Source organism: Variovorax sp. 10N432 (assembly GCF_056394465.1).
Genome location: NZ_JBFTHX010000012.1, coordinates 1 through 25,930 on the forward strand (window position 1 = coordinate 1; position 25,930 = coordinate 25,930).

The 25,930-nt window shown below is 66.9% G+C and carries 24 protein-coding genes and 1 pseudogene; 8 read left to right on the plus strand and 17 right to left on the minus strand.

What is annotated here, in order from left to right; genetic code table 11:
• The 5 genes and pseudogenes from AC1DF3_RS15760 to AC1DF3_RS15780 form a co-directional block, all read left to right on the plus strand.
• Positions 1–156: pseudogene (locus AC1DF3_RS15760) on the plus strand (electron transfer flavoprotein subunit alpha/FixB family protein); the annotation flags it as partial.
• A 145-nt stretch (positions 157–301) separates the two neighbouring features.
• Positions 302–862, plus strand: coding sequence for a TRAP transporter small permease (locus AC1DF3_RS15765; RefSeq protein WP_286534008.1), 561 nt, complete (start codon positions 302–304; stop codon positions 860–862).
• Complete coding sequence (locus tag AC1DF3_RS15770; RefSeq protein ID WP_478140125.1) at positions 859–2,157, plus strand: TRAP transporter large permease; 1,299 nt, start codon at positions 859–861, stop codon at positions 2,155–2,157. Before AC1DF3_RS15765 ends, AC1DF3_RS15770 begins: the two co-directional genes overlap by 4 nt.
• A 30-nt stretch (positions 2,158–2,187) precedes the next feature.
• Complete coding sequence (locus tag AC1DF3_RS15775) at positions 2,188–3,222, plus strand: DctP family TRAP transporter solute-binding subunit (RefSeq protein WP_286534010.1); 1,035 nt, start codon at positions 2,188–2,190, stop codon at positions 3,220–3,222.
• Between the two features lie 87 nt (positions 3,223–3,309).
• Complete coding sequence (locus AC1DF3_RS15780; RefSeq protein ID WP_478140126.1) at positions 3,310–3,885, plus strand: nucleotidyltransferase family protein; 576 nt, start codon at positions 3,310–3,312, stop codon at positions 3,883–3,885.
• Between the two features lie 5 nt (positions 3,886–3,890).
• Here AC1DF3_RS15780 and AC1DF3_RS15785 read toward each other — a convergent pair whose 3' ends face one another.
• The 5 genes from AC1DF3_RS15785 to AC1DF3_RS15805 all read right to left on the minus strand — a co-directional run bounded on the left by AC1DF3_RS15785 (position 3,891) and on the right by AC1DF3_RS15805 (position 8,249).
• Complete coding sequence (locus AC1DF3_RS15785; protein ID WP_286506855.1) at positions 3,891–4,628, minus strand: amino acid ABC transporter ATP-binding protein; 738 nt, start codon at positions 4,626–4,628, stop codon at positions 3,891–3,893.
• 29 nt (positions 4,629–4,657) lie between these two features.
• A complete protein-coding gene (locus tag AC1DF3_RS15790) occupies positions 4,658–5,323 on the minus strand; it encodes an amino acid ABC transporter permease (RefSeq protein ID WP_286534013.1) in 666 nt (221 codons plus the stop codon).
• Between the two features lies 1 nt (position 5,324).
• Positions 5,325–6,053 (minus strand): amino acid ABC transporter permease, encoded by a 729-nt coding sequence (locus AC1DF3_RS15795; protein ID WP_286534014.1) that lies wholly within the window; start codon positions 6,051–6,053, stop codon positions 5,325–5,327.
• 89 nt (positions 6,054–6,142) lie between these two features.
• Entirely contained in the window at positions 6,143–7,045 is a 903-nt protein-coding gene (locus AC1DF3_RS15800; protein ID WP_286523948.1) for a transporter substrate-binding domain-containing protein, read from the minus strand.
• A gap of 253 nt (positions 7,046–7,298) precedes the next feature.
• Positions 7,299–8,249, minus strand: a complete 951-nt coding sequence (locus AC1DF3_RS15805; RefSeq protein ID WP_286534015.1) for a LysR substrate-binding domain-containing protein — start codon at positions 8,247–8,249, stop codon at positions 7,299–7,301.
• A 57-nt stretch (positions 8,250–8,306) separates the two neighbouring features.
• Here AC1DF3_RS15805 and AC1DF3_RS15810 point away from each other — a divergent pair, with 57 nt between their 5' ends.
• On the plus strand, positions 8,307–9,749 hold the full coding sequence (locus AC1DF3_RS15810; RefSeq protein WP_478140127.1) for an amidase: 1,443 nt from the start codon (positions 8,307–8,309) through the stop codon (positions 9,747–9,749).
• A 409-nt stretch (positions 9,750–10,158) separates the two neighbouring features.
• On the opposite strand, the gene AC1DF3_RS15815 is transcribed toward AC1DF3_RS15810, so the two are convergent.
• Both AC1DF3_RS15815 and AC1DF3_RS15820 read right to left on the minus strand, forming a co-directional pair.
• The gene (locus AC1DF3_RS15815; RefSeq protein WP_478140128.1) at positions 10,159–11,103 is read right to left on the minus strand and encodes a 2-hydroxyacid dehydrogenase; all 945 of its coding nucleotides are present in this window, start codon (positions 11,101–11,103) and stop codon (positions 10,159–10,161) included.
• A gap of 32 nt (positions 11,104–11,135) precedes the next feature.
• Positions 11,136–12,968 carry an ABCB family ABC transporter ATP-binding protein/permease gene (locus AC1DF3_RS15820; protein ID WP_478140129.1) on the minus strand — a complete coding sequence of 611 codons (1,833 nt, stop codon included), beginning with the start codon at positions 12,966–12,968 and terminating at the stop codon, positions 11,136–11,138.
• Between the two features lie 61 nt (positions 12,969–13,029).
• Between AC1DF3_RS15820 and AC1DF3_RS15825 the strand changes: the two genes are divergently transcribed.
• Positions 13,030–13,452 carry an acyl-CoA thioesterase gene (locus AC1DF3_RS15825; protein WP_478140130.1) on the plus strand — a complete coding sequence of 141 codons (423 nt, stop codon included), beginning with the start codon at positions 13,030–13,032 and terminating at the stop codon, positions 13,450–13,452.
• A gap of 19 nt (positions 13,453–13,471) precedes the next feature.
• On the opposite strand, the gene AC1DF3_RS15830 is transcribed toward AC1DF3_RS15825, so the two are convergent.
• The 9 genes from AC1DF3_RS15830 to AC1DF3_RS15870 form a co-directional block, all read right to left on the minus strand.
• A complete protein-coding gene (locus AC1DF3_RS15830; RefSeq protein WP_478140131.1) occupies positions 13,472–14,236 on the minus strand; it encodes an enoyl-CoA hydratase in 765 nt (254 codons plus the stop codon).
• Positions 14,237–14,291: 55 nt separating this feature from the next.
• Positions 14,292–14,885 carry a 2-hydroxychromene-2-carboxylate isomerase gene (locus AC1DF3_RS15835; RefSeq protein ID WP_286522246.1) on the minus strand — a complete coding sequence of 198 codons (594 nt, stop codon included), beginning with the start codon at positions 14,883–14,885 and terminating at the stop codon, positions 14,292–14,294.
• 42 nt (positions 14,886–14,927) lie between these two features.
• Positions 14,928–15,758 carry an acyl-CoA thioesterase gene (locus tag AC1DF3_RS15840; protein WP_478140132.1) on the minus strand — a complete coding sequence of 277 codons (831 nt, stop codon included), beginning with the start codon at positions 15,756–15,758 and terminating at the stop codon, positions 14,928–14,930.
• A gap of 28 nt (positions 15,759–15,786) precedes the next feature.
• Positions 15,787–16,689, minus strand: a complete 903-nt coding sequence (locus AC1DF3_RS15845) for an alpha/beta hydrolase family protein (protein ID WP_301808279.1) — start codon at positions 16,687–16,689, stop codon at positions 15,787–15,789.
• Between the two features lies 1 nt (position 16,690).
• Positions 16,691–17,890, minus strand: coding sequence for an acetyl-CoA C-acyltransferase (locus tag AC1DF3_RS15850; protein ID WP_478140133.1), 1,200 nt, complete (start codon positions 17,888–17,890; stop codon positions 16,691–16,693).
• Positions 17,891–17,901: 11 nt separating this feature from the next.
• A complete protein-coding gene (locus tag AC1DF3_RS15855) occupies positions 17,902–20,301 on the minus strand; it encodes a 3-hydroxyacyl-CoA dehydrogenase NAD-binding domain-containing protein (protein WP_478140134.1) in 2,400 nt (799 codons plus the stop codon).
• A gap of 34 nt (positions 20,302–20,335) precedes the next feature.
• Entirely contained in the window at positions 20,336–20,770 is a 435-nt protein-coding gene (locus AC1DF3_RS15860; RefSeq protein WP_478140135.1) for a DUF2147 domain-containing protein, read from the minus strand.
• A 5-nt stretch (positions 20,771–20,775) separates the two neighbouring features.
• Positions 20,776–22,572, minus strand: a complete 1,797-nt coding sequence (locus AC1DF3_RS15865; protein WP_478140136.1) for an acyl-CoA dehydrogenase C-terminal domain-containing protein — start codon at positions 22,570–22,572, stop codon at positions 20,776–20,778.
• 63 nt (positions 22,573–22,635) lie between these two features.
• A complete protein-coding gene (locus tag AC1DF3_RS15870) occupies positions 22,636–23,316 on the minus strand; it encodes a TetR/AcrR family transcriptional regulator (RefSeq protein WP_286534033.1) in 681 nt (226 codons plus the stop codon).
• 236 nt (positions 23,317–23,552) lie between these two features.
• Between AC1DF3_RS15870 and AC1DF3_RS15875 the strand changes: the two genes are divergently transcribed.
• On the plus strand, positions 23,553–25,106 hold the full coding sequence (locus AC1DF3_RS15875; protein WP_478140246.1) for an arylsulfatase: 1,554 nt from the start codon (positions 23,553–23,555) through the stop codon (positions 25,104–25,106).
• Positions 25,107–25,142: 36 nt separating this feature from the next.
• On the opposite strand, the gene AC1DF3_RS15880 is transcribed toward AC1DF3_RS15875, so the two are convergent.
• On the minus strand, positions 25,143–25,724 hold the full coding sequence (locus AC1DF3_RS15880; protein WP_478140137.1) for a cytochrome b: 582 nt from the start codon (positions 25,722–25,724) through the stop codon (positions 25,143–25,145).
• Positions 25,725–25,930: the final 206 nt, after the last annotated feature.

Here is a 25,930-nt window from a genome sequence, read left to right on the forward strand (position 1 = left end):
ATCTCGGGCGCGATCCAGCATCTGGCGGGCATGAAGGACTCCAAGGTGATCGTGGCGATCAACAAGGACGAAGAGGCGCCGATCTTCTCGGTGGCCGACTACGGCCTGGTGGCCGACCTGTTCACGGCCGTGCCGGAACTGGTCAAGGCGCTCTGAGACGGGGCGGCAGCTAAGGAAACCCCCGATATCGAAATGGTCATGGATCGTTACGATCCCTGGCTGCTTCCCTGTCGAGGTGTACGGACCGCGTCCCGGCGTCCGCCCGGTGACATGACGTGGCCTCACCTTCCTGCTCCCCCCGATGACCTCTCCCACCGAGTCCGGCCCCGTGCTGGACGCCGCCAGCCCCCTCCCCCCTGAAATCGAAGCCGCCGACGAGCCGACCCGCGTTCCGCTCGCGATCGAGGACTGGGCCACCGTGCTCATCATGGGGCTGCTGGCCTGCATCACCTTCGCCAACGTGCTGGTGCGCTACTTCACCGACTCGTCCTTCGCCTGGACCGAGGAGTTCTCGGTCTTCCTGATGATCCTGCTGGCGCTGGTGGCGGGCTCCGCGGCAGTGGCGCGCGACCGCCACATCCGCATCGAATACTTCGCCGAGAGCGGCAGCATGGCGCGGCGCAAGCGGCTGGCGCAGTTCGGCGCGATCACGGTCGCGCTGCTGTTCCTGCTGATCGGCGCGCTCAGCGTGCGCGTGGTGTGGGACGACTATCGCTTCGAAGAGACCTCGCCCGGCATCGGCGTGCCGCAATGGTGGTATTCGATCTGGCTGCCGATCGTCTCGTTCGCGATCGCGCTGCGGGCGCTGGGCCTGTTCATCCGCCGCGGACGCAAGACCAACTACGGGGATTCGGAGCGATGATCCCCACGCTGCTCTTCGTCGCCTTCGTGGCGATGATGCTGGTCGGCGTGCCGATCGGCGCCGCGCTCGGCCTCGCCGGCGCCGCCTGCATCGCGCTGGCCAATGGCGATGCGCAATGGTTCGGCCTCCTGGCCGTGCCGCAGAACTTCTACGCCGGCCTCGGCAAGTACCCCCTGCTCGCGATCCCGATGTTCGTCCTGGTCGGGTCGATCTTCGACCGCTCGGGCGTGGCGCTGCGCCTGGTCAACTTCGCGATCGCGATCGTCGGCCGCGGCCCCGGCATGCTGCCGCTGGTGGCGATCGTGGTGGCGATGTTCCTCGGCGGCATCTCGGGCTCGGGCCCGGCCAATGCCGCCGCGGTCGGCGCCGTGATGATCACCGCCATGTCACGCGCCGGCTATCCGGCCGCCTACTCGGCCAGCGTGGTCGGCGCCGCCGCCGCCACCGACATCCTGATCCCGCCCTCGGTCGCCTTTATCGTCTACTCGGTGCTGGTCCCCGGCGCTTCCGTGCCGGCGCTGTTTGCCGCCGGCATGATCCCCGGCATCCTGGCCGGCGTGGCGCTGATCGTCCCGGCCGTCTGGCTGGCCCGCAAGAACAAGATGGGCGCACTCGAATCGAGCCTGCCGCGCCCGCCCTTCTGGCGGAGCTTCCGCGAGGCCACCTGGGGCCTGGCGGCGCCGGTGCTGATCCTGGGCGGCATGCGCGCCGGCCTCTTCACGCCGACCGAGGCGGCGGTGGTGGCGGTTTTCTACGGCCTCTTCGTCGGCATGGCGATCCACCGCACGATCAAGGTCCGCGACCTGTTCGTGATCCTGCGCGAATCGGGCGAGCTGTCGGCCGTGATCCTGCTGGTGGTGTCGCTGGCGGGCATCTTCGCGTACTCGTTGTCGACCCTCGGCGTGATCGATCCGGTCACCCGCGCCATCGTCAATTCGGGGCTCGGCGAGTACGGCGTGCTGTCGCTCCTGATCCTGCTGCTGATCACGATCGGCATGTTCCTCGACGGCGTCTCGATCTTCCTGATCTTCGTGCCGCTGCTGTGGCCGATCGTGCAGTACTACAAGTGGGACCCGGTGTGGTTCGGCGTCATCCTCACGCTGAAGGTCGCGCTGGGCCAGTTCACGCCGCCGCTGGCCGTCAACCTGATGGTCTCCTGCCGCATCGCCAACGTGCGCATGGAAGAGACCGTGCGCTGGGTCGGCTGGATGCTGTTCGCGATGTTCCTCGTGATGGTGGCCGTGATCATCTGGCCCGAACTCGCACTCTGGCTGCCGCGCAAGCTCGGCTACTGACTTTCCGATTCATTCCAAAGGAGACTGTCCATGAAATTCCGTCGTTCCCTGCTCGGCCTGCTCGCCGTCGCTGCCACGCTGGGCGGCTTCTCGGTGGCCGCGACCGCCCAGGCCTACAAGGCCGAGTACAAGATGTCGCTGGTGCTGGGTCCGCCGACGCCGTGGGGCGAAGCCGGCCGCATCTGGGCCGACCTGGTCAAGGAGCGCACCCAGGGCCGCATCAACATCAAGCTGTACCCGGGCGTGTCGCTGATCCAGGGCGACCAGACGCGCGAGTTCAGCGCGCTGCGCCAGGGCGTGATCGACATGGCGGTCGGATCGACCATCAACTGGTCGCCGCAGGTCAAGCAGCTCAACCTGTTCTCGATGCCCTTCCTGATGCCCGACTACGCGGCAGTGGACGCGCTGACGCAGGGCCCGGTCGGCAAGGAAATCTTCGCCACGCTCGACAAGGCCGGCGTGGTGCCGCTGGCCTGGGGCGAGAACGGTTTCCGCGAAGTGACCAACTCGAAGAAGCCGATCAAGACGCCCGAAGACCTGAAGGGCATGAAGGTCCGCGTCGTCGGCTCGCCGATCTACTCCGACATGTTCAGCGCCCTGGGCGCCAACCCGACCCAGATGAGCTGGGCCGACGCCCAGCCCGCGCTCGCCAGCGGCGCGGTCGACGGCCAGGAGAATCCGCTGTTCCTGTTCACGGTGCTGAAGATGCACACCGTGGGCCAGAAGTTCGTGACCACCTGGGGCTACGTGTGCGATCCGCTGGTGTTCGTGGTCAACAAGGAAGTCTGGTCTTCGTGGACGCCGGCCGACCAGGCCATCGTGCGCCAGGCCGCGCTCGACGCCGGCAAGCAGGAGATCGCCATTGCCCGCAAGGGCCTGGTCGAGCCCGGCAAGCCGGTGCTCAAGGACATCGCCGGCATGGGCGTGACCGTGACCCAGCTCACGCCCGACGAGCGCGAGGCCTTCGTCAAGGCCACGCGGCCGGTGTACGACAAGTGGAAGAACACCGTCGGCGCCGACCTGGTGGCCAAGGCGGAGAAGGCAGTGGCGGCGCGGTCGAAGTAGGCTGGCCTCGCGGCGTTGGACGAAGCCCCGCATGCGGGGCTTTTTTCATCCTTTTCGCCTGCCTGGCACGCCTATGCTCTGCAAGCCATGCAAGACCGATTTCTCGCCGACGTCCTCCGCAACCGCCACAACCGCGCGATCCTCGAGCGCTGGCCCGCCCTGGCCCTTCCGGACGGCTGGCTGGTCGCCGGCTGCCTGTTCCAGACGGTGTGGAACCTGCAGGCGGGCCGTGCGCCGGAGACGGCCATCAAGGACTACGACCTGTTCTACTTCGATGCCGGCGACACCACGGCGGCGGGTGAGCAGAGCGTGCAGGCGCGGGTCGACGCGGTGCTGGGAGACCTCGGCGTCACCGTCGAAGCGTCCAACCAGGCACGCGTCCACCTTTGGTACGAATCGCATTTCGGTCAGCCCTACGCCCCGCTGCACAGTGCCAAAGATGGCATCGATCGCTTCCTGGTGCCGGCCACCTGCGTCGGCATCCGGCCCGCCGAACTCTACGCCCCGAACGGGCTGAAGCTGCTCTACGACGGGCTGCTGACGATGAACCCGCTGACGCCGCACCGCGATCTGTTCGAGCGCAAGGCCGAGTCGTACCGCGTACGCTGGCCGTGGCTTCGGATCGGGCCGCTCGACACCGATCCGCCCGCGCCTAGGGCGTGATCACCCTAGTGCTGCAGGATCTTGTTCAGGAAATCCTTGGTCCGCGGCTGACGATTCTCGGGGTGCGTGAAGAACTCCTCCTTCGAGCAGTCTTCCAGGATGCGGCCGCCGACGTCGATGAAGATCACGCGGCTCGCCACCTTGCGCGCGAAGCCCATCTCGTGCGTAACCACCATCATGGTCATGCCTTCCTTGGCCAGCGACACCATCACGTCGAGCACCTCGCCGACCATCTCGGGGTCGAGCGCCGAGGTCGGCTCGTCGAACAGCATCACGATCGGGTCCATGCTGAGCGCGCGGGCGATCGCCACCCGCTGCTGCTGGCCGCCCGACAGCTGCCCCGGGAACTTGTCCTTGTGCGCCATCAGGCCCACGCGGTCGAGCATCTTGAGGCCGCGCGTCTTGGCTTCGTCGGCACTGCGGCCCAGCACCTTGATCTGGGCGATCGTGAGGTTCTCGGTCACCGACAGGTGCGGGAACAGCTCGAAGTGCTGGAACACCATGCCGACCTTGGAGCGCAGCTTCGGCAGGTTGGTCTTGGGGTCGTGCAGCGGAATGCCGTTGACCGTGATCTCGCCCTTCTGGAAGGGCTCGAGCGCGTTGACGGTCTTGATCAAGGTGGACTTGCCCGAGCCCGAGGGCCCGCAGACCACCACCACGTCGCCCTTGGAGATGCTGACGGAGCAGTCGTTGAGCACCTGCACCGGGCCATACCACTTGGAAACGTTCTTGATTTCAATCATTTTGTCGGACATCTTGTTGCTCCTTCAGCTCAGCGGATGATGGCGATCTTCTTGTGCAGCCGCTTCACGAGCCATGAAAGCGAATAGCACAGGACGAAATAGACGACGGCGGCCAGCAGGTAGGCCTCTTCGGGCCGGCCGAAGTTCTTGCCCGCAGTGTCGAAGCCCTTGAACAGGTCGTAGGCGCCGATCGCGTAGACCAGCGAGGTGTCCTGGAACAGGATGATGGTCTGGGTCAGCAGCACCGGCAGCATGTTGCGGAAGGCCTGCGGCAGGATCACCAGCTTCATGTTCTGGCCGTAGGTCATGCCCACTGCCTGCCCCGCGAACACCTGCCCGCGCGGAATCGACTGGATGCCGGCGCGCATGATCTCGCTGAAGTAGGCGGCCTCGAAGGCGACGAAGGTGATGACGGCCGAGTACTCGGGCCCGATCGGCCGGCCGATGATGTTGGGCACCAGCAGGAAGAACCACAGGATCACCATCACCAGCGGGATGCTGCGCATGCCGTTGACGTAGATCGCCGCCGGCATGTCGAGCCACTTCTTGCCCGACAGCCGCATCAGGGCCAGCAAGGTGCCGAAGAAGATGCCGCCGAGCGTGGCGACCACCGTCAGGAACACGCTGAAGTAGAGGCCCTTGAGCAGGAAGCTGCTGACGACGGCCCAGTTGAAGAACGTGAGGTCGAGATTCATGTCAGTGTCCTCCGCCGCCGGTTCCGGCCACGACGAAGCCCGGCACCCGGACCCTCTTCTCGACCCAGGCCATGATGCGGTTGATGACCATCGCCGAGATCACGTAGAGCACGGTCACGGCCATGTACATCTCGGTCACGCGCGAGGTCTCTTCGCCGGCCTGCATCGCGAACTGGATCATTTCGGGAATCGACACCGCGAACGCGACCGACGAATTCTTGAAGATGTTCATCGACTCGCTGGTGAGCGGCGGGATGATGATGCGGTAGGCCATCGGCAGGATGACGTAGCGGTAGTACTGCGGCGTCGTGAAGCCCACCGCCATGCCGGCGTAGCGCTGGCCCTTGGGCAGGGCCTGGATGCCGGAGCGCAGTTGCTCGGCGATCCGGGCCGAGGTGAAGAAGCCCAGCGCGAAGACCACCAGGATGAAGGGCGGCAGGCCGGACATGACCGGGAACATCTTGGGCACCACGTGGTACCACAGGAAGATCTGGACCAGCAGCGGCACGTTGCGGAACAGCTCGACCCAGGCATTGCCGAAGCGCACCAGCCACGGGCTGTCGGGCAGCGTGCGGATCACGCCGACCAGCGAGCCGAGCACCAGCGCCACGACCAGCGAGCACAAGGACACCGACACCGTCCAGCCCCAGGCCGACACCAGCCACTGCCAGTAGGTCGGTATCTTGCCGCCCGGATCTTCCAGGAAGACCTGCCAATCCCATTTTCCCATTTGAACTCCTCGATGATTGTTGGAGGCCTCTCACAAAACAAACGCCCGCCGGAAAAGGCGGGCGTTCGTTCACGCATCAGCCCGCGTGCTTACTTCTTGACGTAGTCTTCCATCGGCTTGTTGTTGGGGTTGGCCCAAGCAGCCTTGGTGGCTTCCGACAGCGGCAGGCCGACCTTGGTGTTGGTCGGCGGGATCGGCTGCATGAACCACTTGTCGTACAGCTTGGCCAGCGAGCCGTCGGCGATCTGGCGCTTGATGCTGTCGTCGACCGCCTTCAGGAAGGCCGGGTCGTCCTTGCGCAGCATGCAGGCGATCGGCTCGACCGACAGCGCATCGCCGACGATCTTGAAGTCGGCCGGGGCCTTCGACTTGGCGATGTTGCCGGCCAGGATCTGGCCGTCCATCACGAACGCATCGGCGCGGCCCGATTCGAGCAGCAGGAAGCTGTCGGCGTGGTCCTTGCCCATGACTTCCTTGAAGTCGATGCCCTGGGCGCGCTCGTTCTTGCGCAGGGTCTGCACCGAGGTCGTGCCGGTGGTCGTGACCACGTTCTTGCCGTTGAGGTCCTTGATCGAGTTGATGCCCGAATTGGCCTTGACCGCGATGCGCACTTCCTCGACGTAGGTGGTGATGGCGAAGGCGACGTCCTTCTGGCGCGTGGCGTTGTTGGTGGTCGAGCCGCATTCGAGGTCGACGGTGCCGTTCTGCACCAGCGGCACGCGGTTCTGCGAGGTCACCAGCTGGCGCTTGATGTCGAGCTTGGGCAGGCCCAGCTGCTTCTGGATGTCGGCCAGGATGCGCTCGGACATCTCGGTGTGGAAGCCGACATACTTGCCGTCGCCGATGGTGTAGGCCAGCGCGCCGGACGAGTCGCGCACGCCCATCGTCACGGCACCCGTGGACTTGATCTTGGCCAGCGTGTCGTTGGCCTGGGCGAAGGCTCCTCCTGCGGCGAGCACCATCACGGCCAACGCCAATACCTGCTTCTTCATACTTGACTCCTGAGACTGAGAGAAAGACTGGAAATTCTAGACGCCCGCATTCTGCGCCATACCCGGACCAACCCGGTGCGAGATGCACCTTGCGAGGGCGCACCGATGCGCGAACAGCTACTTCAAAGCAGCCTTTGTGCCCGAAAAAAACGTGAGGCGGACTTTAGTCACAGTTATCGCCGGCGCCCAATGCCGAATGCGGCGGTCGGCATGTCGGCGCGTCATAGTTTGTGCAGTGCACAAATCGACGGCGTCAGCCTGAACCCTGGGCCTGCACCAGGTAAGCCCACAGCGAATCGGCGGCTCCCTTGCCGACGCGCCCGGCGCTCTTCGAGGCCGTGGTGCCGGGACGCTCGCGATAGGCCCGGATTTCCATCGTGGCGTCGAGGCGATCGATCTCCGGCGGCAGGGCGCTGACCAGGGTGCGGGCGCGGACCTCCTTGCGCACCGCGCTCTCCGGCAGGAAGGCGATGCCGTGGCCTTCGAGCGCCATCACCTTGAGGCCCTCGGCCATGTCGGTCTCGTAGACCCGGTCGAGATGGATCGCGGTGCCGGACGCCTTGAGCAGCTGATCGACGACCCGCCCGAGGTAGGCGCCCGGCGCGTAGCCGAGGTAGGGCAAGGGCTGGCCGGGGCGCCCGGGCAGGCGGTAGCGCGGCGCCCCGTCGGCATCGGGCTTGACCCACGGCGCGACCACCTCCTCGCCCAGGCTCACCATCTCGTAGCGGTTGGCGTCGAGCGGCAGCGGCTGGGAGGGATGGTGGTAGGCGATCAGCACGTCGCAGCTGCCTTCGACCAGGCGCAGCACCGCGTCGTGCACGTTCAGCGCGATCAGCCGGCTCTTCATCGGCCCGAACTGCTCGCGCAGGCTGGTGATCCAGGCCGGGAAGAAAGTGAAGGCGAGCGTGTGCGGGATCGCGAACTCGATCACGTCCTGCGCCACCGCCGAATGCCCGCGCAGCATGGCGCGCGTGCTCTGCAGCGCCTGCAGCATCTCGATCGCCTGGCCGTAGAGGGTCTGGCCGGCGGGCGTCAGGCGCGTGGGGTAGGAGCTGCGGTCGACCAGGTCGGTGCCGGCCCAGCCCTCCAGGGCCTGGATGCGGCGCGAGAAGGCCGGTTGCGTCACGTGGCGCAGCTGGGCCGAACGGCTGAAGCTGCGGGTCTCTGCCAGGCTGACGAAGTCTTCGAGCCACTTGGTTTCCATCCGGCGATTATGCGAGGCTGCGACATACTGGTGAACCGCCACCGGCCCGCGATCGCCATGAACGCCTCCGACCTTCTCGCCCTCGATGCCACCCGCCTGTCGGAGCTGATCGCCCGGCGCGAGCTGTCCTGCCGCGAGCTGATGGGCGCCACGCTGGCGCGCATCGAGGCCCTCAACCCGCGCTTCAACGCCATCGTCTCGCTGCGCGACCCGCAGCAGCTGCTCGACGAGGCCGGCGAGCGCGACGCGCAGCTCGCACGCGGCGAGCGCCTCGGCTGGATGCACGGCTTTCCATTGGCGGTCAAGGACCTGAGCCATGCGGCCGGTCTCCCGACCTCGATGGGATCGCCGATCGCGCCGCGGACGCCGGCGCGCAGCGACAGCCTTCATGTGGCCCGCATGCGCAGCGCCGGCGCGATCGTCATCGGCAAGACCAACATGCCCGAGTTCGGGCTCGGCTCGCACACCTACAACACGGTCTTCGGCACCACGCTCAATGCCTACGATCCGGCGCTGAGCGCCGGCGGCAGCAGCGGCGGGGCCGCGGTGGCGCTGGCCCTCGGCATGCTGCCGGTGGCTGACGGCAGCGACATGGGCGGCTCGCTGCGCAACCCGGCCGCCTTCAACAACGTGATCGGTTTCAGGCCCTCGCGCGGCCGGGTGCCGGGTGCGCCCGAAGACGATCTGTTCCTGCAGCAGCTCGGCACCGAGGGGCCGATGGCGCGCAACGTCGAGGACGCTGCGCGCCTGCTGGCGGTGCAGGCGGGCTTCGATCCCCGGCTGCCGCTGTCGCTGGAAGGCGCCCTGCCCTCGCCCGATGCGCTGCGGCTCGATGGCGAGACCCGGGGCCTGCGCATCGGCTGGCTCGGCAGCATCTGGCCCGAGCTGCCGCTGGCGCCCGGCGTTCGCGAACTCTGCGAAAGCGCGCTGCAGACCTTCCGCGACCTCGGCTGCGAGGTCGAGCCGCACCAGCTCGACGTGCCGCGCGAGCAGAACTGGACCGCCTGGCTGCGGCTGCGCCAGCTGCTGGTCGGCGGCAAGCTGGGCGCCGCGCATGCCGACCCGGCGCTGCGCGGCAAGCTCAAGCCCGAGGCGCGCTGGGAGATCGAGCAGAGCCAGCTGCTCGACGCCGCGGCGCTGTACCAGGCATCGGTCTACCGTTCCAACGTCTACCGAGCGTTCCTGCGGGCCTTCGAGCGTTTCGACTTCGTGGTGGCGCCGACGGCCCAGGTCTTCCCCTTCGACGCCGCGCTGTCCTGGCCGAAGTCGGTCGGCGGCGTGGAGAGCGACACCTACCACCGCTGGATGGAAATCGTCACGCCCTTCACGCTGGCTGGCCTCCCGACGCTCAATGTGCGCGCGGGATTCAACGGCGAGGGGCTGCCGATGGGGCTGCAGATCGCGGGGCCGGTGCATGCGGACATGGCGGTGCTGCGGCTGGGGCATGCGTATGACCTGGCTTGTGGGTGGGGGAGTCTGCAGCCTTCCGCGATTGGTTGAGGAGTCCGTTTGTCTCTCGAGGGGCGCCCGGCGAGCGGTGCGGGCCAGTCGACCCCACTGCGCCGGCCCTTCGGGCTGCCTTGCGCTGCTCAGCGGCGCAGAGGGGATCGCCCGTGCCGCACCGCATGCCGGGCTCAGGGGATGATCAAAGATCCGTGGCGTCTCCAACGCCGATGCAACCCCGACGTGTCAGCGGTGGCGGGCGGTATGCCCTGGGCCGGCCGTTGAGGCACCGCCGAGCAGCGCAGCGGCAGGCGGATCAGGGCCGCGCGTGTTTGAGTGGAGCGCAGCGGAGCGAGTTTGCGCGGACCCCGCCTGTCGCGAGCAGCGCAGGGAAGCCCGAAGGGCCGGTGACGTCGGCCGGTCCAGGGCATACCGCTCGCCATCGCCGCCCACGCCACGTAACCCCTCAAATAGCCGACACCACCCCTCGCCCCGAAAAATGCCCCTCGGCATTCGCCAGGAACCGATCGACCGACGCCTGCGTCGCCTCCGGCGACCACCCCGCCATGTGCGGCGTCAGCAGCACGTTGTCGAGCCCGACCAGCGGCGCGGGCGGCAGCGGCTCGCTCTCATAGACGTCGAGCCCGGCGCCTGCGAGACGGCCTTCGCGCAGCGCCGCAGCGAGCGCCTCGGTGTCGACCACGCTGCCGCGCGAGATGTTGACCAGGAACGCCTGCGGCCCCAGCGCATCGAGGACGGCGGCATTCACCAGGTGCCGCGTGCCCGCGCCGCCCGGTGTCGCGACCACCAGGATGTCGGCCCATTCGGCCAGCGCCTGCACGCTGTCGAAGTAGCGGTGGGCAACGCCCTCTCGCGGCTTGCGGTTGTGATAGCCGATCGCCATGTCGAAGCCCTCGGCCCGCCTGGCGATCTTCTGGCCGATGGTGCCCAGCCCGACGATGCCCAGGCGCTTGCCGGAGACGTTGGGCGGATGCGGAATCGTCTCGCGCCGCACCCCTTCGCGGCACAGCCGGTCGAGCTTGCGGATGTGGCGCATGGCGCCGATCAGCAGGCCGAAGGCATGGTCGGCCACGCAGTCGTCGTTGGTGCCTGCCCCGTTCGCGAGCGCGATGCCGCGCGCACGCGCCGCCTCCAGCGCGACGCCCTCGTAGCCGGCCCCCATGCAGCACACCAGTTCCAGCTTCGGCATGGCGGCGATCTCCGCGGCCGTCAGGCCGATCGTGCCGATCGTCAGCACCGCGCGGAAGCGCCCGCCCTGGGCGGCGATCAGCTCATCGCGTTGGGCCTGCGTCGGCACCGGCAGATAGGTCACGTCGTAGACCGCGGCGACCTGCGCCTGGTGGGCCTGCGACAGGCTGTTGAGTACCAACAGGGGAATCTTCTCTGACATTCTCGGCATGCTCCTGATTCAAGGAAAAGGGTTCACAGCACCGGCTCGGCCTCGAGCTTCTGCAAGCGCCACATCTGGGCGTACTTGCCCTGGCCTTCCAGCAACTGCGCATGGGTGCCGCGCTCGACGATCACGCCGCTCTCGAGCACCAGGATCTCGTGCGCGTCGACCACCGTCGACAGGCGGTGCGCGATCACCAGCGTGGTCTTGTTGCGCGCCGCGCTCTTGAGCTCCGACTGGATCGCCCGCTCGTTGGCCGAGTCCAGCGCCGAGGTGGCCTCGTCGAAGATCACGATCGGCGGGTTCTTGAGCAGGGTGCGCGCGATCGCCACCCGCTGCTTCTCGCCGCCCGAGAGCTTCAGCCCGCGCTCGCCGACCATGGTCTCGTAGCCCTTGGGCGTGTGGACGATGAAGTCGTGGATGCGCGCCGCCCGCGCGGCCTCCTCCACCTCCTCGCGGCTGGCGCCCGGCCGACCATAGGCGATGTTGTATTCGACCGTGTCGTTGAACAGCACCGTGTCCTGCGGCACGATGCCGATCGCCTGCCGGACGCTGGCCTGCGTCACCTGCCGGATGTCCTCGCCGCCGATCGTGATGCGGCCCTGCTGGACGTCGTAGAAGCGGTAGAGCAATCGGGCCAGCGTCGACTTGCCGGAGCCCGACGGGCCGACCACGGCCACCGTCTTGCCGGCCGGGATCTCGAAGCTCACGTGCTTCAGGATCGGCCGCGCCGCCTCGTAGGCGAAGCTGACGTCCTCGAAGCGCACCGTCGAATCGTGGCCCGCCAGCGGCCGGGCCTCCGGCGCGTCGCGCACCTCGCGCTCCTTCTCGAGCAGCACGAACATCTTGTCGAGGTCGGTCAGGCTCTGCTTGATCTCGCGGTAGATCACGCCCAGGAAATTGAGCGGGATGTAGAGCTGGATCATGAAGGCGTTGACCATCACCAGGTCGCCCAGCGTCATGTGGCCGTCGACCACGCCCTGCGTGGCTCGGTAGAGCATCGCCACCAGGCTGATGGCGATCAGGCACTGCTGGCCCGCGTTCAGCATGCTGAGCGTGGTCTGGCTCTTGACCGCCGCCTTGCGGTAGCGCTCCAGGCTGGCGTCGTAGCGGCCGGCCTCGAAGCCCTCGTTGTTGAAGTACTTGACCGTCTCGTAGTTGAGCAGCGAATCGACCGCGCGGCTCTGCGCCACCGAGTCGAGCTCGTTCATGGTCTTGCGGAACTGGGTCCGCCATTCGGTCACGACCACCGTGAAGGAGATGTAGACCACCAGCGCGGCCAGCGTGATCCAGACGAAGCCCGAGTCGAACTTCACGCCCAGGATGGTCAGCACCAGCGTCAGCTCGATGATCGTCGGCACGATACTGTAGAGCGACATCGAGATCAGCGAATGCACGCCGCGCGTGCCGCGCTCGATGTCGCGCGTCATGCCGCCGGTCTGGCGCTCCAGGTGGAAGCGCAGGCTCAGCGCATGCAGGTGCTGGAACACCTCCAGCGAGATGCTGCGAGCCGCGCCCTCGGTGGCCTTGGCGAAGACCAGCTCACGCAACTCGTTGAAGACCGCGGTCGACAGCCGCAGCAGCCCGTAGGCGACCAGCAGCCCGACCGGCACCACCAGCAGCGAGGCGGCGCTGCCGGGCTTGATCGACATCGCGTCGACCAGGTTCTTGAGCAGCACCGGCACGCCCACATTGGCGACCTTGGCGCCGACCATGAAGGCCAGCGCCGCCATGACGCGCCATTTGTAACGCCAGAGGTACGGAAACAGACGCCGCAGCGTCGCCCAGTCGGATCGGTCGCTGCGGGCGGGCGTGCCCGCAGAGCTGGGGTGGGGAGAGGAAAGTGCTTCGCCGCTGCGGCGCATGGGAGACAATCGTGGCTGTTGTTTTCAGAAGGGTCTGACGACCCGACCCCAGATTGTGCCCATGTCCGCAAATTCCAGCGCCAACCTCCCCGCCACGCTCAAGAGCCTACCGGCCGACATGGAGCTGGTGCTCAAGGTGATCCCGATGCCGGCCGACTGCAACGCCAATGGCGACATCTTCGGCGGCTGGGTCATGGCGCAGTGCGACCTGGCCGGCTCGGTGATTCCGGCGCGCTACGCCAAGGGCCGGATGGCGACCGTGGCGGTCAACGAATTCATCTTCAAGCAGCCGGTGCGGCTGGGCGACATCCTGTCGTTCTATTCGAAGCTGGTGCGCATCGGGCGCACCTCGGTCACGGTCACGGTCGAGGTCTTCGCCGAGCGCTTCCGGGCGCAGGGCGAATACATCAAGGTGACCGAGGCCACATTCACCTACGTCGCAATCGACGACGACGGTCGGCCGCGGCCTATCGAGAAGGACTGACCGGTCCTTCCCCCACCGCTCAGACCTTCGAAAAATCCGGCTTGCGCTTTTCCATGAAGGCCGTGAAGGCCTCGCGCGCCGCGGGTTCGCGCAGCATGCGGCCGAAACTCTGGCCCTCTTCGCCCATGCGCTCGAGCAGCGCAGGCAGCTGCGACTTCTTCATGAGGCGCTTGGTCTCGATCAGGGCGCTCAGCGGCTTGGCCGCGAGCTTGCGCGCCTGCGCCTGGGCGATGCCATTGGCTTCGGTGGGCGGCACCACGCGATTGACCAGGCCGACCTCGAGCGCCGCCTCGGCCATGAAGGGTTCGCCCAACAGCAGCGCCTCGGCCGCGCGGTGGTAGCCGAACATCTGCGGCACCAGCAGGCTGGACGCAGCCTCGGGACACAGGCCCAGGTTCACGAAGGGCATCGAGAAGGCCGCGTTGTCCCCGGCATAAACCAGGTCGCAGTGGAACAGCATCGTGGTGCCGATGCCCACCGCCGGGCCGCAGACCGCCGCCACGATCGGCTTCGGAAAGGTGGCGATGCCGCGCAGGAAGCGGAACACCGGCGACTCCTGGGTCGACGGCGGCTGGTTGAGGAAGTCGCCGATGTCGTTGCCGGCGCTGAAGATCGTGGCGTCGCCCTGGATCAGCACCGCGCGCACCGCGCCGTCCTGCTCGGCCCGGGCCAGCGCGTCGGCCAGCTCGCCGTACATCGCGCTGGTGATCGAGTTCTTCTTGTCGAGACGGTTGAAGGTCAGGGTCATCACACCGGCTTCGGTGTGGACGAGGATGTCGCTCATGGGAGGTCCTTGAAAAAAACGAGGGGATCAGGCCGCCGCCGGGCGGGGCCCACGGTCAGGCCAGGGCTTCTCGAACGAAGTCGAGCCGGTCCTGGCCCCAGAACATCTGGTCGCCGACGAACATGGTCGGCGCGCCGAAGATGCCGCGCTGCACGGCTTCCTCGGTGTTGGCCTTGAGCCGGTCCTTGACCGCCTGGTCATTGGCCAAGGCCAGCAACTGGGCCGCGTCGAAGCCGGCCGCCTGCAGCACGGCGCCGACGGTCGCGGCATCGTTGAGATTCTGCGGCTCGACCCACATCGCGTGGTAGACGGCATCGACGTACGCGCGAAAGCGCTCGGGCTCGCGCATCTGCAGGCCGGTGGCGCCGCGCATCAGCAGCAGCGTGTTGATCGGGAAGTTCGGGTTGTGCCTGAAGGGCACGCCATAGCGCGCGGCGAAACGCTTCAGGTCGGCGTTCATGTAGGGCCGCTTGGCCGGGACCTCGGCCGGCGAGCGGTTGCCGGTGGCCTGGAACACGCCGCCCAGCAGCATTGGCTTCCAGACCAGCGCAGCGCCCGTATCGGCGCACAGGTGCGGCAACTGCGTGTAGGCCAGGTAGGCGGCCGGGCTGCCGAAGTCGAAATAGAAATCGACGGATTTCGTCGTCATGCGTGTCTCCTTGTGCTGCCGTTCATTGTCGCGGCAGGGCACTCATTCCTTGAAGTAGACGATCTGGTTGCTGGTGGCCAGCAGCGCGCCCGACTCGCTCCAGAGCTGCGCCGCCTGGTCGAAGTAGCCGTTGCTGAACTGCTGCCCGGTGGCCCGGCCCAGCAGGTAGCCGGTGCCGACCTCGGCCAGCAGCGCGCCGTCGGTGTGGAAGTAGGTCGTGATCGACACGGTGCCGATCGGCACCGGCTTGGCGCGCCGCAGCCAGACGCGCGGGTAGAAGGTGTCGCTGAGCGCCATCAGTGCCGCGAAGTCGAGCGGCCGGGGTTCGGCGTCGCGGATCCACATGCGCGTCTCGCTGGCCTCGCCGCTGCCGTCCCATTCGGTCGGGATCGATCCGATGATCGGCCGCATCTCGTACTGGCCGAGCCAGGCGGCCCGGGCCGGCCCGATGCTCGCGCGCTCGATCGCCGCCGGCGGCGGCGCCTCGGGCATCGGCAGGTCGCTGGTGCCCCAGGTCTCGCGCCGCACCGCGGTGACTGCGGTGCCGGTGGTGGTCACGTGCGGCTTGCCGTCGGCGCCGGCCTGCGACATCTGGATCGTCCAGTGCTGGGTCGAGCGGTTGGTGCGCACCGGCACGGCGAGCACCTCGAAGGCGCCCTCGCCGACCGCGGCCGCATAGTTGACCGTGACGGCGACCGGCTCGCCGAGCAGGTCGGGATGCCGCAGCACGGCCTGCAGCATCACGGCGGCGGTCGTGCCGCCGAAGGGGCCGACCATGTTCCAGTAGTCCGGGCTCGTGGCACCGGTGAAGCACCCCGCCTGGATATCGCTGTGCACCAGGTCGAGGGCCTTGTCGAGGGGGTGTGTCTTCATGGGCGCAGTGTGCCTCCGTGAGGGCCGGTCACGCAGTCGTGTGCGGGACGTTTCGGGCGGGCGCCGTCAGCGCCGCCAGGTCGTGCAGGCTGTCGGCCACCCTCGGCCACAGGCTCTGGCTGAACTGCTCGCGGAACAACCCGAAATGGCCGATCCGCCGGGCCTGCACGTCCGCGGGCGCGATGCGCTGCAGCGCGCTGGGTGCACCGCTGTAGAAGCTCAGCAGGCTTTGCGTGCCCTCCAGCGTCATCAGTTCGTCATCGGTCATCGAGAGCGCCAGCACCGGGAAGCGGACCTTGCCGTAGCTTCGAACGGCCGCTTCGCCCTCGGCGCCCATGCCGTAGCGAGGATCGAGGCACCAGCGGCGCCATTGCAGGATCACGCCGCGCGGCAGGTCGCCGACCTTGCGCAGCCGGGTACCAGGGAAGTAGCCCCAGATTCGCGTCGCCAGCGGCACCAGGAGATACCAGAAGTAAAGGACGCCGCGCTTCAGACGCGGCGCGTTCTCGCGCCAGTAGCCGCTGCCGGCGGCGATGCTGATCAGGCCATCGACCTGCTGCGGACGCTGCAGAAAACCCGGCAACTGGGCGCCCAGGCTGTGGCCCAGCAGATAGAGCGGAATGTCTCGCCCACCCGCCTTGGCCGCATCGATCACGGCCTCGTAGTCCCGCGTCCAGTCGAAGAGGTCGGCCTCGAATCCGCGCAGCGAGGCGGCCGCATCGGCCGGGCGAGACTCCCCGCAGCCGCGATAGTCGAAGGTCCAGACCCGCAGGCCCTGCTGTGTCAGCCAGCGTGCGAAAGGCTCGTAGAAAGCCTGCCGCACGCCCATCGCGCCGCCGATCACCACGCTGGCGCGCGGCGCTCCGTCCGGCTCATAGAGGCGCACGGCGATCCGCACGCCCTCGTCGACCTGCAGGCTGCGGTGTTCCATCTCAGACCCGCTCGAAGATCCCCGCCGCGCCCTGGCCCATGCCCACGCACATCGTGACCATGCCGTACTTGAGCTTCTTGCGCTGCAGCGCGTGGATCACGGTCGCCGAGCGGATCGCGCCGGTGGCGCCGAGCGGATGGCCCAGCGCGATCGCGCCGCCCATCGGATTGACCTTGGCCGGATCGAGGCCCAGCGTGTTGATCACCGCCAGCGACTGCGCCGCGAAGGCCTCGTTGAGCTCGATCCAGTCGATCGCGTCCTGCGTCAGGCCGGCATAGCGCAGCGCGGCCGGGATCGCCTCGATCGGGCCGATGCCCATGATGTGCGGCGGCACGCCCTTGCTGGCGAAGCTCACGAAGCGCGCCAGCGGCTTCAGGTCGTACTGCTTGCAGGCCTTCTCGCTGGCCAGGATCAGCGCGCCGGCGCCGTCCGAGGTCTGCGAGCTGTTGCCGGCCGTGACCGAGCCGCGGGCCGCGAACACGGTGCGCAGCTTGGCCAGGCCTTCGAGCGTGGTGTCGGGGCGCGCGCCTTCGTCGAGGCTCACGATGCGGCTCTTGGCCACCGACTCGCCGGTGGCAAGGTCGGGCGAGCGGTCGGTGACTTCGATCGGCGTGATCTCGTCGGCGAACTCGCCGGCCTGCTGGGCGGCCAGCGCGCGGCGGTGCGACTCGAGCGCGAAGGCGTCCTGCGCCTCGCGGCTCACCTTCCATTGCTGGGCCACCTTCTCGGCGGTCAAGCCCATGCCGTAGGCGATGCCGACGTCGCCTTCGCGCTCGAAGATCGAGGGCGACAGCGAGGGCGAGTTGCCCATCATCGGCACCATGCTCATGCTCTCGACGCCGGCGGCGATCATCACTTCGGCCTCGCCGACGCGGATGCGGTCGGCCGCCATCTGCACCGCCGACAGGCCCGAGGCGCAGAAGCGGTTGACCGTGATGCCGCCGATGCTGTCGGGCAGGCCGGCGAGCACGGCGCCGATGCGCGCCACATTGAGGCCCTGCTGCGATTCGGGAATCGCGCAGCCGCAGATGATGTCCTCGATCGCCTTCGGATCGAGCCCGGGCACGGCCGCCAGCGCCGCCTTCAGCGTGGTCGCGAGCAGGTCGTCGGGGCGGTAGTTGCGGAAGTAGCCGCGGTGCGACTTGCCGATCGGCGTGCGGGTGGCGGAGACGATGTAGGCGTCTTGTATTTGCTTGCTCATGGTGTCTGTCCTTAGTTGCGCACGGGCTTGCCGGTCGAGAGCATGCCCATGATGCGTTCCTGCGTCTTGGGATGCACGATGAGCGAGCAGAACGCCTTGCGTTCCAGCGCCATCAGGTATTCCTCGGTGACCAGCGAGCCGGCATCGATGTCGCCGCCGGTGACCACTTCGGCGATCAGGCTCGCGATGTGGAAGTCGTGCGCGCTGATGAAGCCACCGTCGCGCATGTTGACCAGCTGGCCCTTGATGGTGGCGGCGCCGCTGCGGCCCGCAACCTTGAACTGGCGGCGCAGCGGCGGGCGCCAGCCGGCGTCGGCCATCGCCTTGGCCTGCTGCAATGCCACGTACAGCAGCTCGTCCTTGTTCGGCACCACGACATCGCTGTCGAGCAGGTAGCCGAGCTTCTTCGATTCGAGCGCGCTGGTGCCGACCTTGGCCATGGCCGCGGCGGTGAAGCCCTCGGTCAGGAAAGGCAGCAGGTCGCTGCCGGTCGATGCGGCCGCGTTCTCGGCCGCGCGGCGCGCGATGTAGGTCAGGCCGCCGGCGCCGGGAATCAGGCCCACGCCCACTTCCACCAGGCCGATGTAGCTTTCCATCGCGGCGACACGCTTCGCCGAATGCACCGCCAGCTCGCAGCCGCCGCCGAGCGCCATGCCGCGCACGGCGGACACCACCGGCACGCTGGCGTAGCGGATCTTGAGCATGACGTTCTGCAGCTCCTGCTCCGCGCCTTCGACCGCGCCGATGCCGGCGACCACGAAGGCCGGCAGCATCGCCTGCAGGTCGGCGCCGACCGAGAACATCTCGTCGGGCGACCAGATCACCATCGCCTTGTATTCCTTCTCGGCCAGCTCGACGCCGGCCGCCAGGGCCTCGGCGACGTCCGGGCTGATGGCGTGCATCTTCGAGTGGATGCTGGCGATCAGCACCTCGCCGTCGAGCGTCCAGAGGCGCACGTCGCCCTCGTCCTGGACCGTGGTGCCGGCCTTGTTGGCGTCGGGCGCATCGGCGCCGAGCACGCTCTCGGGGAACAGCTGGCGTTCATGCACCGGCAGCTTGCGGGCGGCGACGAAGATGTTCTTCGAGGCGCTCCACGAACCCGCCGGCGTGTGGACGCCACCGGCTTCGGCCACCGGGCCTTCGAACACCCACTTCGGCAGCGGTGCGGTCGACAGCGCCTTGCCCGCATCGATGTCTTCCTGGATCCACTTGGCGACCTGCGTCCAGCCGGCCTCCTGCCAGAGCTCGAACGGGCCCTGCTTCATGCCGAAGCCCCAGCGCATCGCGAAGTCGATGTCGCGCGCGCTCTCGGCGATGGTCGCCAGATGCACCGCGGCGTAATGGAAACTGTCGCGCAGGATCGCCCACAGGAACTGGCCCTGTGCGCCTTCGCTCTCGCGCAGCAGCTTCAGGCGCTGCGCCGCCGGCTTCTTGAGCATGCGGCCGTAGACCTCGTCGGCCTTGTCGCCCGAGGGCACGTACTCGCCCTTGGCCAAATCGAAGCGCAGGATGTCGCGCCCGGCCTTCTTGAAGAAGCCGGCCTTGGTCTTCTGGCCCAGGTTGCCGAGTTCGAGCAGCTTGGCGAGCACCGGCGGCGTCGCGAAGTTGGCATAGAACGGATCGCTCTTCTCGTCGAGGTTGTCCTGCAGCGTCTTGACCACGTGGGCCATGGTGTCCAGGCCCACGACGTCGGCGGTGCGGAAGGTGCCCGAGCTCGCGCGGCCGAGCTTCTTGCCCGTGAGATCGTCCACCACGTCGGGCGTGAGGCCGAACTTCTCGACTTCCTTCAAGGTGGCCAGCATGCCGGCGATGCCGACCCGGTTGGCGATGAAGTTGGGCGTGTCGTGCGCCCGCACCACGCCCTTGCCGAGTGCGCTGGTGACGAAGGTCTCGAGCTGGTCGAGCACTTCGGGCTCGGTGGTCGGCGTGTTGATCAGCTCGACCAGGAACATGTAGCGCGGCGGATTGAAGAAGTGGATGCCGCAGAAGCGCGGCTTGAGCGCCTCGGGCAATGCCTCGCTGAGCTTGGTGATCGACAGGCCCGAGGTGTTCGAGGCCAGGATCGCATGCTTGGCGACGTGCGGCGCGATCTTCCTGTAGAGATCGAGCTTCCAGTCCATGCGCTCGGCAATGGCTTCGATCACGAGGTCGCATTCGCCGAGCTTGGCGAGATCGGTCTCGTAGTTGGCCTGCTCGATCAGGCCGGCATCGGCCACGTCCGCCAGCGGCGCGGGCTTGAGCTTCTTGAGGTTGTCGATGGCGCGCATGACGATGCCGTTCTTCGGGCCTTCCTTGGCGGGAAGATCGAACAGCACGACCGGCACGCGCACATTGACGAGGTGGGCCGCGATCTGCGCGCCCATCACGCCGGCGCCGAGCACGGCGACCTTTTTCACTTGGAATCTGGACATGGTGATTTGCTTCTTGATGTGGAACGCGCGCGGCTTACTGCACACGCATCCAGGTTTGGGTGCGCCAGAAGGGGCCCAGGTAGCCGCGCACTTCGAGCTTCTTGCCGCCATCGATCGGCGTGAAGCTGGCGCGGTATTCCTTGCCGTTCTCGGGGTCGAGGATCCGGCCGCCTTCCCAGACGTCCTTGCCCTCGGCCTTCTTGCCGCCGCGGATGATCTCCAGCCCGGCGATCGGCTTGCCCTTTCGCTCGTCGGTGCACTCGTCGCACGCGGCGTCGGGCTTGGCATCCTTGCGCAGCGTCTTCTCGATGCGGCCGGCCAGCGCGCCGCCCGATTCGGCGATGCGGATCTCGGCTTTCGATTCGCCGGTCTTGTCGTCGACGCTGCGCCAGACGCCCACGGGGGTCATCTGGGCCATGGCCGAAGCGGCCGAGGCCGCCAGGGCGATCGCTGCGAGCAGGGCCTTCATGGCGTTCAGGCCAGCGCGGCGTCGGTGTTCATCAGCGGCGCGCTGCCGGCACGCGCGGTGCGCATCAGCGTCGCGGTCTCGGGGAACAGCTTGGCGAAGTAGAAGCGCGCGGTCTGGAGCTTGGCGACGTAGAACGGGTCGGTGTTGCCGGCCGCGATCTGGCGCAGCGCGGTGCGCGCCATCAGCGCGAACATGTAGCCGAACACGAAGTGGCCCGCGACCCGCAGGTAGTCCACCGCGGCGGCGCCGACCTCGTCGGGGTTCTGGAAGCCCTTGAAGCCGATCTCGGTCGTGAACTTGGTGAGCTGCTCGCCCAGCACCGCCACCGGCGTGATGAACTCGCTCATCTTCTCGTTGACGCCCTCTTCCTCGACCAGCTTGCCGACCAGCTTGCCGAACTTCTTCAGGGTCGCGCCGTTGTTGCCGAGGATCTTGCGGCCCAGCAGGTCCAGCGACTGGATGGTGTTGGTGCCTTCATAGATCATGTTGATGCGGTTGTCGCGCACGAACTGCTCCATGCCCCATTCCTTGATGAAGCCGTGGCCGCCGAAGACCTGCATGCAGGCGTTGGTCGCGGTGTGGCCGTTGTCGGTCAGGAAGGCCTTCACGATCGGCGTCAGCAGGGCGACGATCTCGCCCGAGTCCTTGCGCACCTTCTCGTCGGGGTGGTTGTGCTCCTTGTCGAGCAGCAAGGTGCAGTAGATCGCCATCGCGCGGCCGCCTTCGGCGTAGGCCTTGGCGGTCATCAGCATCTTGCGCACGTCGGGGTGGACGATGATCGGATCGGCGTCCTTGTCCTTGGCCTTGACGCCCGACAGCGAGCGCATCTGGGTGCGGTCCTTGGCATAGGCCAGCGCGTTCTGGAAGGCGACTTCGGTCAGGCCCAGCGACTGGTTGCCGACGCCCAGGCGGGCCGCGTTCATCATCACGAACATCGCCGCCAGGCCCTTGTTGGGCTGGCCGACCATGGTGCCGATGGCGCCTTCGATCACGATCTGCGCGGTGGCATTGCCGTGGATGCCCATCTTGTGCTCGAGGCCGGCGCAGAAGATGCCGTTCCGGCTGCCGAGCGAACCGTCGGCGTTGACGTTGAACTTCGGCACCACGAACAGGCTGATACCCTTGCTGCCCTTGGGCGCATCCGGCAGGCGGGCCAGCACCAGGTGGATGATGTTGCCGGCCATGTCGTGCTCGCCGGCCGAGATGAAGATCTTGTTGCCGGTGATCTTGTAGGTGCCGTCGGCCTGCGGTTCGGCCTTGGTGCGCAGCAGGCCCAGGTCGGTGCCGCAATGGGGTTCGGTCAGGCACATGGTGCCGGTCCACTCGCCCGAGGTGAGCTTGGGGAGGTAGGTCTTCTTCTGCTCGTCGGTGCCGTGCGCGGCCAGCGCCTCGTAGGCGCCGTGCGACAGGCCCGGGTACATGGTCCAGGCCTGGTTGGCCGAGTTGAGCATCTCGTAGACGCACTGGTTGACCACATAGGGCAGGCCCTGGCCGCCGTAGGCCGGGTCGCAGGACAGCGCGGCCCAGCCGCCTTCGACGAATTTGGCGTAGGCATCCTTGAAGCCCTTGGGGGTCTTCACCTCGTGCGTGGTCTTGTCGAGCACGCAGCCTTCTTCGTCGCCGCCGATGTTGAGCGGGAAGGTGACTTCGGAGGCGAACTTGCCGCCTTCCTCGAGGATCGCGTTGATCGTGTCCGCATCGACCTCGGCGTGCTTGGGCATCACCTTGAGTTCGTCGGTGATGTTGAACACTTCGTGCATCACGAACTGCATGTCGCGCAGGGGCGGGGTGTAGGCGGGCATCGGTGGGTCTCCGGAAAGATGAAGAGAAGAAAAAGGAAAAACGAAAGTGGTCGTCCGCGGGCCTCAGCGCACGGTCTTGAGGCGGCGGGCCGCGGGGGTCTTGGCGGCCGGCGCAGTGTCGGTGGCGCTGCGCGCAAGGATGTTGTCGAAGCCGGCGTTGGCGCGAGCCAGCGAGTCGGGCGAGCGCAGGAAGCGGGCTTCGTAGTGCAGGGCCAGGATCAGCGCATGGATCTCGAAGGCGATCTGCTTGGCGTCGGCGTCGGCGCGCAGGTGGCCTTCGGTCTGGGCCTGCAGCACGGCCCGGTACATGGCGGCCAGCCAGGTGTTGACCGAGTCGGCCAGAGCGTCGCGCACGGGGCCCGGGCGGTCGTCGAACTCGACCGCGCCGCTGATGTAGATGCAGCCCGAATCGATCTCGGCCGAGGTGCGCTTCATCCAGTTGGCGAACATCGCGCGCAGCCGCGGCAGGCCGCGCGGGGTGCTCATGGCGGGGTAGAACACTTCCTGCTCGAAGCGCTGGTGGTATTCGCGCACCACCGAGATCTGCAGTTCTTCCCGCGAGCCGAAATGGGCGAAGACGCCCGACTTGCTCATCTGCGTGACCTCGGCCAGGGCGCCGATCGACAGGCCTTCGAGCCCGATCTGGGCCGCGAGATTGAGCGCCGCGTCGATGATGACGGCCTTGGTCTGCTGACCCTTGGCGGGCGCGCGGGAAGGCTTGGCGGGGACGGCGGTGTCGGACATCGGGGGGATCGGGAGGAATAAAACGAACGGTCGTGCTATTTTGCAGGAGTTCGGAGGCTTCCGGAAGTGCAAAGACCCGCAGCGGCCGGGGGTCTTTTGCCAAATCAAGCGCGCGTGGCAATCGCTGGACGCAGCGCACCCCTTGCACCAAAGTGCAAGCCTTCCTGCCCACAAGTACAAGTGCGCCGCTGGCAACTCTTGCGCACTCTCCAGGTTTTACCCAACAAGGAGTCCTTGTGGCCTCAAAAAAGCAGCTCGCCAAGACGCGGAGACCCAACATTCTGGTGATCTGGGGCGACGACATCGGGATCTACAACCTGTCTTGCTACAGCCATGGGGTGATGGGCTACAGGACGCCCAACATCGACCGACTTGCGAGAGAAGGGATGATGTTCACCGACTCGTATGGCGAGCAGAGTTGCACGGCCGGGAGGTCATCCTTCATTACGGGTCAGAGCGTGCACCGCACCGGCCTGTCCAAGGTCGGCATGCCGGGCGCCGACGTCGGTCTGCAGGCTGAAGACCCGACCATTGCCGAGCTGTTGAAAGCACAGGGCTATGCCACCGCGCAGTTCGGAAAGAACCACCTGGGCGACATGAACAAGTACCTGCCCACCGTGCATGGCTTCGACGAGTTCTTCGGCAACCTGTATCACCTGAACGCCGAGGAAGATCCCGAGGATCCCGACTACCCGACGGATCCGAGATTCCGCGCCAGGTATCTTCCACGCGGCGTACTCAAGTGCCAGGCCACCGACAAGGACGACAAGACCGATCAACCCCGCTGGGGCCGGGTCGGCAAGCAGAAGATCAAGGACACCGGCCCGCTTACGCGCAAGCGCATGCAGACGATCGACGACGAGATCGTGTCCGGGGCCGAAGACTACATCCGGCGACAGGCCGAAGGCGAACAGCCCTTCTTCTGCTGGGTCAACACCACCCACATGCATTTCCGCACGCATCCGAAGCCCAAGAGCGTCGGTCAGGCAGGCGAAAGCCAATCCACCTATCACGACACCATGATCGACCACGATCGGCACGTCGGCCGACTGCTCGATCTGCTGGATGAACTCGGCCTTGCCGAAGACACCTTCGTCATGTATTCGACCGACAACGGTCCTCACATGAACTCCTGGCCGGACGCGGGCATGACGCCGTTTCGCAGCGAAAAGGACACGAACTGGGAAGGCGCTTTCCGCATTCCATTGCTGGTGCGCTGGCCCGGCAGGATTCCGGCCGGGGTGGTGTCCAACGACATCGTGCAGCACCACGACTGGCTGCCGACCTTTCTCGCGATGGCAGGCGAGCCGGAAATCGTCGAGAAGTGCAAGAAGGGCCACGCAGCAGCCGGCAAGACGTTCAAGGTGCATCTCGATGGCTACAACCTGCTGCCTTTCCTCACCACCGAGGGAGTGAAGAGCCCCCGCGAAGGGTTCATGTACTTCGACGACGACTCCAACCTCGTCGCCGTGCGCATGAAGAACTGGAAGTTCGTCTTCATGGAACAGCGCACCGAGGGCACGCTGAAGATCTGGATGGACCCGTTTACCGTGTTGCGCACGCCCAAGTGCTTCAACCTGCGCACCGACCCGCTGGAGCGCGCCGACGTAACCTCCAACACCTACTACGACTGGTTCATGTCGAAGGGCTATCGCATGTTCACGGCCCAGGCGGTCGTCGGTGCGTTCATGGAGACTTTCAAGGAGTTTCCGCCGAGGCAGAAAGCAGCGAGCTTCACCGTCGAACAGGCGCATGCCAAGCTCAGCGCCGCCGGCGGTGCTTCGAAGTAGGTCTGCCGTCGAACGCTCATGCTCCGGCCTTTGCGCTCAGGCTTCTCGGTTGGGGGATCTACCTCGGGGCAGCATCGCCACGAGCACCCCGTCCTTGAGCACCACATGATGGAGGATGGCGGCCATGGCGTGCAGGCCGGCGAGCCACATGATGGAGTCGCCCAGGAATTGGTGCACTTCACCCCAGTCGGCCAGACCAGCGACGCGGGATTCTGCGATGAAGGGCATCCGGTCGATGCGCACGCCCCCCAGGAGCGTCAGGGGATGGCCTTCGCTGCCCAGGGCCAACAACGCAGTGACGGGCAACGCGATGAGCAGCATCCACAGCGCGATCCTCACGAGCTTGGCCGCCAGATACATCCACCTGGCCATCTGAAGTTGCGGTGCGGCCGGGCGCAGCGCCATCCATGCCAGGCGCAGCATGGTCAGCACCAATACGAGAATCCCCAGGGATTCGTGCCACACGATGTCGTTTCGAGTCGCCGGGTCCACCCCTTGGCGCATCAGTCGACCGAAGCCACCCGGGCCGAGGATGAACGCAACGGTCACGATGATGGCCGTGAGCCAGTGGAGGACTTGGCTGAGACCGTCATAGCGGGAAGCGGGCGTCTGATGCATTGCACGAAGGGCGCTTACTCGCTGAACCAGAAAGCTATCCACGCGCCCACTGCAAGAAGCGCGCATGCAAGAAACGTGGGCGAATCGTTTCGTTGAACGACCCAGTTGGCAATCCGGCTGAAGAGCGGTGGCATGTGATGTGTGGCCTCTCGTTCCGAAGGAAAAAAGGCAGGGCGAACGTTGCGCCGCCTATCGACGGAAGTCAA

Bases quoted from the DNA above. Each gene is read 5' to 3' on its own strand.
- AC1DF3_RS15765 (WP_286534008.1), top strand. From the start codon at position 302: ATGACCTCTCCCACCGAGTCCGGCCCCGTGCTGGACGCCGCCAGCCCC.
- AC1DF3_RS15770 (WP_478140125.1), top strand. From the start codon at position 859: ATGATCCCCACGCTGCTCTTCGTCGCCTTCGTGGCGATGATGCTGGTC.
- AC1DF3_RS15775 (WP_286534010.1), top strand. From the start codon at position 2,188: ATGAAATTCCGTCGTTCCCTGCTCGGCCTGCTCGCCGTCGCTGCCACG.
- AC1DF3_RS15780 (WP_478140126.1), top strand. From the start codon at position 3,310: ATGCAAGACCGATTTCTCGCCGACGTCCTCCGCAACCGCCACAACCGC.
- AC1DF3_RS15785 (WP_286506855.1), bottom strand. From the start codon at position 4,628: ATGATTGAAATCAAGAACGTTTCCAAGTGGTATGGCCCGGTGCAGGTG.
- AC1DF3_RS15790 (WP_286534013.1), bottom strand. From the start codon at position 5,323: ATGAATCTCGACCTCACGTTCTTCAACTGGGCCGTCGTCAGCAGCTTC.
- AC1DF3_RS15795 (WP_286534014.1), bottom strand. From the start codon at position 6,053: ATGGGAAAATGGGATTGGCAGGTCTTCCTGGAAGATCCGGGCGGCAAG.
- AC1DF3_RS15800 (WP_286523948.1), bottom strand. From the start codon at position 7,045: ATGAAGAAGCAGGTATTGGCGTTGGCCGTGATGGTGCTCGCCGCAGGA.
- AC1DF3_RS15805 (WP_286534015.1), bottom strand. From the start codon at position 8,249: ATGGAAACCAAGTGGCTCGAAGACTTCGTCAGCCTGGCAGAGACCCGC.
- AC1DF3_RS15810 (WP_478140127.1), top strand. From the start codon at position 8,307: ATGAACGCCTCCGACCTTCTCGCCCTCGATGCCACCCGCCTGTCGGAG.
- AC1DF3_RS15815 (WP_478140128.1), bottom strand. From the start codon at position 11,103: ATGTCAGAGAAGATTCCCCTGTTGGTACTCAACAGCCTGTCGCAGGCC.
- AC1DF3_RS15820 (WP_478140129.1), bottom strand. From the start codon at position 12,968: ATGCGCCGCAGCGGCGAAGCACTTTCCTCTCCCCACCCCAGCTCTGCG.
- AC1DF3_RS15825 (WP_478140130.1), top strand. From the start codon at position 13,030: ATGTCCGCAAATTCCAGCGCCAACCTCCCCGCCACGCTCAAGAGCCTA.
- AC1DF3_RS15830 (WP_478140131.1), bottom strand. From the start codon at position 14,236: ATGAGCGACATCCTCGTCCACACCGAAGCCGGTGTGATGACCCTGACC.
- AC1DF3_RS15835 (WP_286522246.1), bottom strand. From the start codon at position 14,885: ATGACGACGAAATCCGTCGATTTCTATTTCGACTTCGGCAGCCCGGCC.
- AC1DF3_RS15840 (WP_478140132.1), bottom strand. From the start codon at position 15,758: ATGAAGACACACCCCCTCGACAAGGCCCTCGACCTGGTGCACAGCGAT.
- AC1DF3_RS15845 (WP_301808279.1), bottom strand. From the start codon at position 16,689: ATGGAACACCGCAGCCTGCAGGTCGACGAGGGCGTGCGGATCGCCGTG.
- AC1DF3_RS15850 (WP_478140133.1), bottom strand. From the start codon at position 17,890: ATGAGCAAGCAAATACAAGACGCCTACATCGTCTCCGCCACCCGCACG.
- AC1DF3_RS15855 (WP_478140134.1), bottom strand. From the start codon at position 20,301: ATGTCCAGATTCCAAGTGAAAAAGGTCGCCGTGCTCGGCGCCGGCGTG.
- AC1DF3_RS15860 (WP_478140135.1), bottom strand. From the start codon at position 20,770: ATGAAGGCCCTGCTCGCAGCGATCGCCCTGGCGGCCTCGGCCGCTTCG.
- AC1DF3_RS15865 (WP_478140136.1), bottom strand. From the start codon at position 22,572: ATGCCCGCCTACACCCCGCCCCTGCGCGACATGCAGTTCGTGATGCAC.
- AC1DF3_RS15870 (WP_286534033.1), bottom strand. From the start codon at position 23,316: ATGTCCGACACCGCCGTCCCCGCCAAGCCTTCCCGCGCGCCCGCCAAG.
- AC1DF3_RS15880 (WP_478140137.1), bottom strand. From the start codon at position 25,724: ATGCATCAGACGCCCGCTTCCCGCTATGACGGTCTCAGCCAAGTCCTC.